The following is a 12,104-nucleotide window of genomic DNA, read 5'->3' as shown; positions in this document are numbered from 1 at the left end:
TCATTATATATTTTGTGGGACAGTTATATATCTTGCTAAATATAAAGCAACCTCTTTTTCAAAATGGCTAAATGTGTGTAAAAAGATTTCAAAACCTTCTTTTTGATAAAGGCGTGCTGGGTCCTCTTGTTGGTATTGTCTTAAGCCAATACCTTCTTTTAAATGCTGCATTGCACTTAAATGGTTTGTCCAACCAGAATCAAGGAAGTGCAAGCTAATTTGACGTAATACTTCTTGTGCATCTTCATTACTTTCTAAGTCGTTAACACGCTCTATATAACTTGTAAGAGTATCTTTTAATAGTTCTTGTAAGTCCTCAGCAGAATGAACGTTATTAGCAGATAATGCTGGAATTTCTTCGGTAGATAAAACTTCTTTTAAATCTTCTACTAGTCTAGTGAAATCCCATTCTTCAGGAAGCATGCCTTCTAATAAATGATCTTTAGCAATAACAGTTAGTGTATTTTTGATCATTGGAATGACAATCTCTATCATATTTACTTCTTCGTTTAAAAGGTTATTACGAAGTTTATAAACTACATTTCGTTGGTCGTTTATGACATCATCTAATTTCAAGTTGTATTCACGCATTGAAAAATGACTACCCTCACAAATTAATTGTGTACGGTTAATTAAATCATAAATTTTAGTGTTTAAAATTAAACCGTTTTCATCAGTTTTAAGTGGTTTTTTTAGCTTCTCTATATCTTCACCTGCGTAGCGTTGCATCATTTCATCTTCTAATGAAAGGAAGAATTGAGAACTTCCAGGGTCACCTTGTCGACCAGCTCGCCCTTTTAATTGATTATCAACGCGGCGAGATTCATGTCTTTCTGTTCCGATTACATGTAAACCGCCAAGCTCATGGACGCCTTTTTCTAATAAAATATCTGTTCCGCGTCCGGCCATGTTTGTAGCAATTGTAATTTTTCCTTTTTTCCCAGCTAATGCAATTAAATCAGCTTCTTGCTCAGCGCTTTTGGCATTTAATAGTTGATAAGTTAAATTAGCTTCATCTAAATAACGTGCAACTGTTTCAGATTGAAGGATGGACATCGTACCAATTAAAATAGGACGTTCTTTTTTATGTATATTTATTACTTCTGCACAGACAGCTTTATATTTAGCGTCGGCTGTTACATATACGACGTCTTTTTTATCTTCACGAAGTATAGGACGATTCGTTGGAATTGAGATAACTTCCATATTGTATACGCGGTTAAATTCTTTTTCCTCTGTTTTTGCTGTACCTGTCATACCAGATAAGGCTGGATACATGCGGAAGAAGTTTTGAATAGTAATAGATGCTTGCGTTTGATTCTCATCTGTAATCGGTAAGCCTTCTTTCGCTTCAAGTGCCTGATGCAATCCGTCACTTAAAGAGCGGCCATCCATAATACGTCCTGTGAAAATATCAACAAGCATAATTTTTTCGTCTTCGACAATATAATCAACGTCTAGTTGGAAAGCTACGTGTGCACGTAATGCTTGAATCATATAATGATATAAAGTTTGGTGCTCTAGATCATATAAGTTATCGATATCAAATAACTCTTCAATTTTTGTAATTCCATCTTCTGTAAAATTACATGCTTTTGTTTCCGCATCATAAGTGTAGTGCAAAGTGTCTTGGAATGATTTCATTACTTTTGCACATAAATGGTGGAAATCGGAACTGCTTGACTTTTTCCCAGCGATAATAAGTGGAGTTTTAGCCTCATCAATTAAAACACTGTCAATCTCATCTATAATTGCAAAGTGATAGGGGCGCTGTACTTGTTGCGCCTTAGATGATGCCATGTTATCACGAAGATAATCGAAACCAAACTCAGTACCAATTCCGTATGTAATATCAGCTTCATAAGCGCGTTTTTTATCGATAGATTCCATTTGTGCCATATTTAATCCAACTGTTAATCCAAGAAATTCATGAACTTGTCCAATCAATTCCTTATCACGCTTTGCTAAATAATCATTTACTGTAATAACGTGAACGCCTTTTTTCTCAAGAGCACGTACGTAAGTAGGTAAAGAAGAAACGAGAGTTTTTCCTTCTCCTGTAGGCATTTCAGCGATGTTTCCTTCTAGTAACACAAGGCCACCGATTAACTGAACGTCGTAGTGACGAAGACCAAGTACTCGTTTTGCCGCCTCTCGAACGACAGCAAATGCTTCTACTTTTATATCGTCAACTGTTTTTCCATTTTGTAACATGTTTCGGAAAGTGCCAGTTTTTTGGCGTAATTCATCATCTGATAATGTTTCCATTACAGATTCTAATTGATTAATATCATTCACAAGTTGTTCATAATTTTTAATCTTTCTTTTTTGTGAATCTCCCAACAACTTCTTGACCGAATTCAGCATTCTTGTAACACTCCTCTTACTGACAATAGATACATTATAGTATAGTTATACTAGAAAAAAGTAGAAATGGAAAGTGGTAGGAAGTTTGAGTGAACTCGTTTTTTGAGTAAGAATACTTTCATTTTGCTATAAAAAAGAAAGTATTCAATATATAAGAAATTTGGTATGATAATTTAATGAGATAAAAGCAGTCTCTATATTTAGTAATAATTCGTTTGAGAATATATGTATAAAAGAAAAGAGAAGGAACATGAATAAGAAGTTTGTAAAAGGTGCAGCAATTTTAACAATTACAACTTTTTTGTCGAAATTGCTTGGAAGTTTCTTTCAAATTCCGTTACAAAATATTGCAGGAGATGAAGTGCTTGGTATTTTTCGCCTCGTGTTTCCTGTATATATGATTGCCCTTACCTTATCAGTAGCTGGTGTCCCATTGGCAATTTCAAAATTGATTGCAGAATTGAATGAAAAAAATAAGCATAAAGAAATTGCGAAATTATTTAAATCAGCATCGATTATAGGGATAGCATTTGGAATATTCGGGTGTTTAGTAATCGTGTTATTTTCTACTGAAATTGCAAGTATGCTTGGTGGACAAGAAACGAGGGCGCCCTTACTGGTTACGTCATTAGCGTTACTCGTTGCACCATATATGGCGGTTTATCGTGGGTATTTTCAAGGATTCGGTGATATGAAACCGACGGGGATATCACAAGTCATTGAGCAATTTGTACGAGTATTTTTTATGTTAATCATCGCTTATATATTAGTATATTGGAATAAAAGTAGTGCTATCATTACTAGTGGGGCAATGGTTGGATCTTTTCTTGGGGTAATAAGTTCGCTTATATATTTACGTATGACATACAATAAAAGTTCATATCAATATAAGAGCAACTCGTATTCACTACAAGATTTGAAAAAAGATGGAAAGAAAATATTGCAAGTATCTATTCCGATTGCTATTGGAGCTTTATCCATGCCGCTTTTAAATTTGGTGGATTCGCTAACAGTGCCGCACGTGCTGCAAGGATCGTCGGCCGAAATTCAAGCGCAATTTGGTATATATAGCCGCGGTTCGGCATTTACACAATTAATTGTTGTTTTCGCCAGTGCAATTGTATTTCCATTAATACCATTATTAACGTCTGCACTAGCAAAAAAAGATATGAATTTAGCAAAAGCGACAGTTCAAAATACGAACTCACTTATGCATGTGTTAACAGCGCCATTAACGATATGGTTAATGGCATTAACGGTTCCGTTAAATGTGGGATTGTTTACAGATGCGAAAGGAAGCAGTATGTTAGCTGTTATGATTGGTAGTTCGTATTTCACATCAGTTATGGTATTATCAATAGGAGTTTTACAAGGAATTAACCGCTCTGCCCAAGCTGCGTGGATTGTTATTGGCGCAAGTTTTGTGAAATGTTTCTTAAACATAGTATTAACAAAAAAGTTTGGCATAGATGGTGCGGCGTATAGTACATTGATTATATATGTGTTAATCTGTATCATAAATCATCTGTACATTCGAAAATATCTTTCCTATTCTGTTCATATAGGGAGATTTTTTATTGTAATAGGTGTATCTTGTATTTTAGGATTAGGACTATATGAACTATCTACTATGATAGATGTTACATCTTCAAGAATGATTGCGTTATTATATAGTGGCGTAGCACTTGCTATTGCAATAATTTTGTATGCGGTATGTGCTTTGAGATTAAACTGGATATCAAAAAAACAAATACCATTTTTGAAAAAATAAATATAGAACTACGAAATGTAAGGATTGGAATTCGGACGGGTTTATTGTGATGATGCTTTTTTAGGTAAGGAGTTGGTGCCAGTTATGACATGTGAAACGATTGGTTACCAAATGTTGGAGGAGATTAAGAGTGCGGTTAGTTTTATCAGGATATTATGGTTTTTATAACGTTGGAGACGAAGCTATTCTACAATCGATTATTGAATCGTTACATAAAGAGAATCCGAATATTGAACTCGTTGTGCTGTCAAATGATCCTGACTATACAAGGAAAATGTACGGAGTAGAAGCGGTGGATCGTTGGAGTATCAAATCGGTTTATGATGCAATAAAAACAAGTGACGGGCTTATTAGTGGCGGAGGGAGCCTCCTCCAAGATAAAACGAGTATAAAAAGTATTTTATACTATACGGGTATTATGGGGTTTGCTCGTATGTTAAAAAAACCGTATTACATTTATTCACAAGGAATAGGTCCGATTACAAAAAGGCATAATCGACTATTAGTGAAATGGCATTTGTCGAAAGCTGCATATATATCAGTTCGCGATGAGGATTCATTTTTATACTTAAAAGAACTTGGCATGAAAAGGGATATTGAACTTGTTCCAGATCCAGTTTTAACATGGAAACAAAAAAAACAATCAGATTGGCTACAAAAACATGCTCTGCATGGGAAAATAATTGCAGTGAGTGTGCGTCACTGGAATGCAAAAGAAGATTATATAAAAAAGTTAGCGATTGCTTTAAAAAAATTAAAGCAAGAAGGGTACCAAATTTTATTCGTCCCGATGCATGGTCCGTTTGATCAAAATGCTTCGCGTGACGTAGTGGATTTAATGGGAGAAGAGACGTATATGCTTCCATATAAAATGGATATTGATGAGAAAATATCTATTTTATCAGAATGTACCCTTTTAATTGGTATGCGTCTTCACGCTCTTATTTTTTCGGCTGTCGCGAAAACACCGATGGTTGGAATTTCATACGATCCAAAAATCGATTCATTTTTAAGACAAGTGAATCAACCGGTTATAGGGAGTGTGGATGGAGACTGGAGTGCAGACGATTTATATAAAATTGCGAAGAAGCAAGTGACGCAGCATGAAGAGATACAGCAATCTCTGCAAAGAAGAGTAGATGAGCTGCAACTGCAAGGAGAACAAGCGGCTAAGAAAATTATTTATCATATAGAAAAAAACACTCTACAGAAAAAGTAGAGTGTTTTTTTGTTAGTGTATTTCTTTACGTTGGAATCTTTCTTTTATATATTGTGTAATGAGATAGACACCGTAACCTTGTATGATCATAAACGTCGGGATGATAAAGTAGCGATAGCGCGATTGAATTTCAATGAAGAAGTGCACGCCTACGTACCCTAAAATTAATAATGAGAAGAACAGTAACGTTTTATTTCGTTGTTCTTTTATCGTTTTGATAGAAGCTATGCAAGCGAATATACAAATGCTTACATAACATAATTTTTCTAACGTCCACAGTAATCTTGATAATTCGGGTCTTGGATGTCCTTCTAATCCCCAATAAATGGCTGCGTCATAATCTCCCCACATAATTTTAAATTTATCTTTGAATAACAATAATAGTTGTCCTTTATCGGCAGTTCTTTCTTTAATGAGCTGTTTTTCAATTTCGAAACGTTCCTCGCCAATCGGATATTGAAAAACAAGTTTATGGTCAGGGAAAGAAAATCCACCTGTTGTTTCAGGATTGAATCCGACTACAAATTTCCAATAAGGGTCTCGACTAGACAATGGATATTGTGTAACCCCTGTAGCGATTAATGTATAGCTAAAGATGAAATGCACGATATAATAAATGCCAATCATGCCAATTAGCTTTGATATAACCATTTTTTTATTCAGTTTCTTATCACCAATTATATGAGTGATAAGTAAGAAAAGAATGAGAGCTAGTAAAATAACAATACCAATCGGTCTCATAATATCGCCAAATGCAATAAGAATACTAACAAATATCCATGCATATGAATGCGAGATTCCTTTTTTTACGAGAAGATAAAAACCACCGTAGAATAGAAATGTTGCGAGATGCTGATTTGTTAGTACAGAAGTCATCATAATGTTAGGAATGTACGTTGCGAAAATAAGTGCGGCAACTCTACCGCTAAATTCATTAAATAGATGCGTAGCTATGCGATATATAAAGTATGTAATGCCAGTACAGTACAGTATGTTTAATAGTTTAATCGCTAGTACACCTTCACCAAACAATTTGATGACACCAGCTTGGTACATTGTAAAGCCTAATTGATATACCCAAGTAGTAAAATATGCTTTGTCCGCGAATGAGAAATTGTTATTTGCTGCATCAACGGCTCCGTTATACATTTGTTCGAAATCTTGTACGACATTTGTTTGAACTGTTAACACCCATGCAAGACGAAGTGTGAACGCTAGTAGACAAATAAAGATGATAAATTGTGTTTGAGTGAAAAACCGATTCACGATGATAGACATGAATATAATACCGATTAGAACGACTATAAGTGCCACTATAAGGAAATAGGGATGATCGTACTTCGGTTCAGTTATTAAAAATTGCAATGAGTATATAAGAGTCATTGCAAAAAATAACAATGTTAATATTTGCAGTGATTTAAATGCAAATGCATATAATCTAGGCATAATGATCCTCCGTCGTATGTAATATCTTTGTAGTTATTTCTATATAAACAGAAATAACTACGTCATTATATCATAAAGGATTTTACGGTTGTAAAAGGAATGGGGAGCATAGGGCAATCAATAGGGTATATAAATATTTTAATATAATAAAATATTCATTTTAAAAAGACTGTATGTTAATTTTTGTTTATCATGTTTATATAATTAGTATATAATCGATGTTGGAATGATAAATTCGTAGATTACGAGGAGGATTACATAACCGTGAAGAAATTTTCAAAAGGTATTACAGCAGTTGCGTTAACGGGGTCATTGTTTTTAACTCCTATTTCAAGTTATGCGGCGAGTGATGATATTACAGGTCATCTATTTGAGCAGCATATGCGTACTCTTATTAATAAAGGGATCATGTCAGGATATGGAAATAATGTGTATTCACCTGACAAAGAGATAACGAGAGCAGAGTTTGCTACATTAGTAGCGAAAGCCCTGCAACTTCCACAAGCAGATTCGAATTTTAATGATGTGCCAAAAACATACGGATTATATGACGGTGTAAGTAGAGCGTTCGGAGCGGGAATTATTAAAGGGCGTAGTCCTGAGACTTTTGCACCAAATGATGTGATTACACGTGAAGAAATGGCCGTAATGGTAAAGCAGGCACTAGATTATAAAAAGGTTAACGTAACTGTAAGCCCGCTTACATTTGCTGATACGAATCGTATTAACTATAAAGAACATGTACAAGTTATGGTAGCAACGGGTATTATTAAAGGCTATCCAGAAGATAATACGTTTAGACCACACTTATCAGCGACAAGAGGCATGGCTTCGGCGATGCTGAACTTAATGCTTGGTAAAATTGGTAACAACGGTGGGGAAACTCCAATAGAAACAAAGAATTATGTGTTGTTAAATGATGCAGGAAAAGTAGTAGAGCGTTACACTACATATAAAGAAGCTGTTACAGCTGCACAAAATAAAGGCATGAATGCAGTGAAGTATGAAAATGAATACGTATGGATTAAAGATGGCTTTGCAGCGGCGAAGCAAATTTCTGGAGATACAATTAATGTTTACGGTGATAATTTAAAAACAGTATATACGTACATTCAGTATGGAACGGAACTTAAAGTGTTAGAAGTTGGAGAAGATCGTGTGAAAGTACAACTCTCTGATTTAACAGGTTATGTGCAAAAAAATGAAGTCACTTTAATTCCTGAAAATGAAATGAAGAAGTCATCTTATTACGTAAAACCAGATGGATATTTATATCACAGATATTTCACGTATAATACAAGCTCACCTGGATATACAGAATATAGATTTGGTGCAGCCCCTTCGTTCATGAAACAAGGGCAATCAATGTATAGTGTAGATGGAAAAACATTCGGAAATGAAACGTTCTATCAATATTTTAATTACGTATCATTACGTTCTAAAACAGAGTACACGGCAGAACAATTAGATAGTTATATAAAATCAGTTAAAGCAGATTCTCCATTAATCGGTTTAGGTGCGAAATTTAAAGAAGTAGAAAGCAAGTATAATGTAAATGCATTATTCCTATATTCATTAGCAGCTCATGAGAGTGATTTTGGGACAAGTAGGCTTGCACGAGAAAAAAATAATTTATTTGGCTTAAATGCAACAGATAATAGTCCATTTGGTAACGGTCTATCATTTAATTCAAAAGAAGATTGTATTGAACATGCTGCAAAAGTATATATGAGTGAAGGATATTTAAATCCAGGACATTGGCGCTATACGGCAACATATACAGGTGATAAAGCTGGCGGTTTAAATATGAAATATGCATCTGATGCAAACTGGGGTAAAAAAGTAGCAGGGCATATGTTCCGTTTTGATTCGTACTTAGGTAAAAAAGAGTACAACAAATACAAACTTGCTCGTGTAACGAATAAGGTGGAAGCGAAAAAAGATCCTCGTACGTCGAATGAACGACTGTATAATTTAGCGGCAAATAAAGTTGTTACGATTACAGGCGAAGAAACGATAAATGGACAAGCATGGGTTAAAATCATTTCTGATGACCCTGCTGTAAATGAAGCGTATATTGCAAAAGAAAATGTAGAGTACGTAAAACAATAATAAAGAAAAAACAAAAAGACTGATCACCTAGAGGATCAGTCTTTTTGTTTGTCGAAAAAAGGAATAAATGACCTAAATGCTATTTAATAACATTTATATGAAAATAATACCACTTTATAGAAAATAATAACAAATAATTCGACAAAATAACAAAAATAAAGCGTATTTTTGTCGAAGAGTGTCGATAATTTTAAAAAGTATAAATTGTCATTTCATTTATATTATGTGCTATAATGCTATTTGTATATTAAATACAAGCGATGTATATACGTTTACATATTAGAAAAGTTGATAAATATATAATTCGACAAACATTTTAAATTTGTCGAATTATGCGATAAAAAAATCTTTTAAAAAAAAGAATTATGACGTATTATATACATGGTTTAACTTTTTGGAAAAAGATAGTATTTATTATGGCTAATAAATTACTATTCTCCAAAAAGTGTTTGTAGATTAATATATGAATTTAGTAAATCACTAGTTTTTCAAATACATATTTCTAAAGCTAGTATTATATTTCTCAAGGAGGAAAATAAATCAATGGCAAAAAATAAGTCTTTTAACAAATTAATGGCTGGTACAATGACAGCAGCAATGGTAGCGGGAGTAGTAGCTCCAGTTGCTGCATCTGCAGAAGAGGGCGCGTTTAAAGATGTTCCTAAAGAACATTGGTCTGCAAAAGCGATCAACGCTATGGCTGCAAAAGGTATTATCGTAGGTACTGGTAATGGCATATTCGGATTTGGTGACGATGTAACTCGTGCTCAAGTAGCTACTTTCATGGTAAAAGCAAAAGGTCTTGAAACTGGATCAACAAAAACTCCATTCACAGATGTACCAGAAAGCAGCATTTATGCTAAATTCATCGCAACTGCTGAAGCTAACAAAATCATGGCTGGTTTAGGCGAAAATAAATTCGGTCCAGACGAGAAATTAACTCGTGCACAAATGGCACAGCTTCTTGTTAACGCATACGGTTTCAAAGCTGATGAAGAAAACAAACAAACTTTCAGTGACATCGACGGTTTATCTTGGGCAACTGCAAAATCTTCAATCGAGACTCTTGCAAGCCTAGGTATCGTATCTGGTGAAGGTGAAGGCAAATACAATCCAAACGGCGTTGTAACTCGTGAGCAAGCTGCTCAGTTCATCTACAATGCAATGACATACAGCCCGAAAGTAAAAACAGATGCTAAAGTTGAATCTGTAAGTGCAATCAACGCGCAAGAAATTAAAGTTACATTCACAAGCCCAGTAAATGAAAAAACTGCGATTAAAGAAGGTAACTACATTTTCAAACAAAATGGTAAAGATTTAACATCTGCTGATTTTGAAGGTGATGTTAATGAGAAAGGTGTTCTTTCAAAAGATGGTAAGAGCGTAACTTTCAAATTAGTAGCTGGCAAAGCATTTGCTAACTCTGACAAATATGCAGTACACTCAACTACAGGCGTATTAGGTGCTGACTTAAAACCTGTAGAAAAATATCTTGATTCAGAAAAAACATTCTCTGACTCAACAGCTCCAGAATTATTAGGTGCACGCGTTATTGGTGACAAAGTTGAATTAACATTCAACAAACCAGTAAAAGAAAATGCTGACGTTAAAATTGATGGCGTTAAAATTGCAGGTGACAAAGTTGCAAGTAAAACACCAGGTGTATACACTTTAACAACTGCTGCAATTGCTGATAAAGGAATCTTCGCAAAAGGCGATCATGAAGTAGTTGTATATGATGCTGAAGATACATTACGCGTAAATGCTAATAAAGCATCAATCTTAACAACAAAATACACTGTATCTTCTGATACAACAGCACCAGAAGTGAAAGAATTAAAAGCTATTAATAGCCGTACTTTCAAAGTTACATTCTCAGAGCCATTAAGCCAAAACCCTGAAGTAACTGTGAAAAAAGGTAACTACACGTTCCCAACAGCAGCATATGGTGCTCAAGGTGAAAAAGGTGCAGTACAATTTACAGTTGATCCACAAGATCCAACTTCATACATCGTTTCTGTTAAAGAAGATAAAGATGGAGAGCGTAACCCATTATATGCAGGTAGTGAAAAGAACGTTGACTTAAGTGTTAACCTTAAGAACTTCAAAGATGGAGCAAACTTACTTGGTAAACCAGTTGATATGAGCGTTTCTTTAGCTGCTGATACTGCTACACCAAAAGTATCTACTGATAGCTTAAACAAAATTGAAGGCAATAACTTACTAGTTAAATTCAATGGTAAAATTGATTTGAATAAACCAGAACAAATCGTAGTACGTGACAAAGAAGGCGTAGTTGTAACATCTGAAATCACAGCTGTTGGCGATGTATTAAATATTAAACTTGCTTCAGAAGCAAAAGATGAGCCTTACTCAGTAGAATTAAAAGCTGGTGCTATTAAGTTTGCAAAAGATAACAACGTAGCTTCTTACTCTGTAAATACAAACAGCAACGTTGCGTTCATTACAAATGTTGGTAAAACAGGCATCGTAACACCTGTTGTAGAGATGGGCAAAGAAATTATTACAATTGCTGGTGATGTAATCACTATCAACTATACACAAGACATGAGCGGTAACGCGAAAGATGTAGAGAATTACAAAATTGACGGTAAAGCATTACCAACAGGTACAACTGCAGAGTTCGTTGGTAACAAAAAGACTGTTAAGGTTTCTCTACCAAAAAATTATTTCTCAAAAGATCAATCTGCTAAGTTCACAATTAGCACAAACGTATTAACTGCATCTGGAAGCAAAGTAGTAGCTAACGCTCAAACAAAAGCTCCAGTGGAAGATCTAATTAAATTCGGCGATAACACAGCTCCAAAATTAGCAAGCGCTGTTTATGTGAAAGCTACGAATGAAGCTGACGTTTCAAACACAATCAAAGTTACATTTGATGAAAACATTAAAGAGTTCGCTGCAGACGACGCTCAATTTATCAACGACTTAAAAGTTGTTGTAAATGGTAACAATGCTCCAGTTGCTGGTATTAAACATGGCGGCAAAGATGAAGCTAACGTTGTTTACTTAACAACTGCAAAAGATCTAAACGTTGCTCAAGCTGCAACAATTAGTGTAGTAGCAAAAGGTTCTGCTAATGCAGACGGCATTAAAATTGCAGATGCTGCAGGTAACCAATTATCACTTGGTAACGTAACTGCATCAACTGCTATTGTTCAAAAATAA

Annotated in this window: 6 protein-coding genes; 4 read left to right on the top strand and 2 right to left on the bottom strand. The window is 34.7% G+C overall.

What is annotated here, in order from left to right; all coding sequences use genetic code 11:
- Nucleotides 1-3 precede the first annotated feature (3 nt).
- Nucleotides 4-2,367: an accessory Sec system translocase SecA2 gene (gene secA2, locus ACUN28_RS24990; protein ID WP_016089142.1), complete on the bottom strand. Its 2,364-nt coding sequence runs from the start codon at nt 2,365-2,367 to the stop codon at nt 4-6.
- 250 nt (nt 2,368-2,617) lie between these two features.
- On the opposite strand from secA2, the gene ACUN28_RS24985 reads away from it, so the two are divergent.
- Both ACUN28_RS24985 and csaB read left to right on the top strand, forming a co-directional pair.
- Nucleotides 2,618-4,138, top strand: a complete 1,521-nt coding sequence (locus tag ACUN28_RS24985; RefSeq protein WP_016089141.1) for a putative polysaccharide biosynthesis protein — start codon at nt 2,618-2,620, stop codon at nt 4,136-4,138.
- A 130-nt stretch (nt 4,139-4,268) separates the two neighbouring features.
- Complete coding sequence (gene csaB / locus ACUN28_RS24980; protein WP_016089140.1) at nt 4,269-5,357, top strand: polysaccharide pyruvyl transferase CsaB; 1,089 nt, start codon at nt 4,269-4,271, stop codon at nt 5,355-5,357.
- 12 nt (nt 5,358-5,369) lie between these two features.
- Here csaB and ACUN28_RS24975 read toward each other — a convergent pair whose 3' ends face one another.
- Nucleotides 5,370-6,803 carry a glycosyltransferase family 39 protein gene (locus ACUN28_RS24975; RefSeq protein WP_016089139.1) on the bottom strand — a complete coding sequence of 478 codons (1,434 nt, stop codon included), beginning with the start codon at nt 6,801-6,803 and terminating at the stop codon, nt 5,370-5,372.
- A gap of 264 nt (nt 6,804-7,067) precedes the next feature.
- Between ACUN28_RS24975 and ACUN28_RS24970 the strand changes: the two genes are divergently transcribed.
- Together ACUN28_RS24970 and ACUN28_RS24965 are read left to right on the top strand one after the other, a co-directional pair.
- Nucleotides 7,068-8,915: an S-layer homology domain-containing protein gene (locus ACUN28_RS24970; protein ID WP_016089138.1), complete on the top strand. Its 1,848-nt coding sequence runs from the start codon at nt 7,068-7,070 to the stop codon at nt 8,913-8,915.
- Between the two features lie 543 nt (nt 8,916-9,458).
- Nucleotides 9,459-12,104: an S-layer homology domain-containing protein gene (locus ACUN28_RS24965; protein ID WP_016136544.1), complete on the top strand. Its 2,646-nt coding sequence runs from the start codon at nt 9,459-9,461 to the stop codon at nt 12,102-12,104.

The sequence above is a fragment of the Bacillus sp. WC2507 genome (assembly GCF_052656125.1).
Note: the sequence above shows the minus strand (reverse complement) of the source record. Positions and strands in the feature narration are given on the sequence as shown.

Coding starts and splice junctions, on each gene's coding strand:
- secA2 (WP_016089142.1), bottom strand. CDS start 2,367: ATGCTGAATTCGGTCAAGAAGTTGTTGGGAGATTCACAAAAAAGAAAG.
- ACUN28_RS24985 (WP_016089141.1), top strand. CDS start 2,618: ATGAATAAGAAGTTTGTAAAAGGTGCAGCAATTTTAACAATTACAACT.
- ACUN28_RS24975 (WP_016089139.1), bottom strand. CDS start 6,803: ATGCCTAGATTATATGCATTTGCATTTAAATCACTGCAAATATTAACA.
- ACUN28_RS24965 (WP_016136544.1), top strand. CDS start 9,459: ATGGCAAAAAATAAGTCTTTTAACAAATTAATGGCTGGTACAATGACA.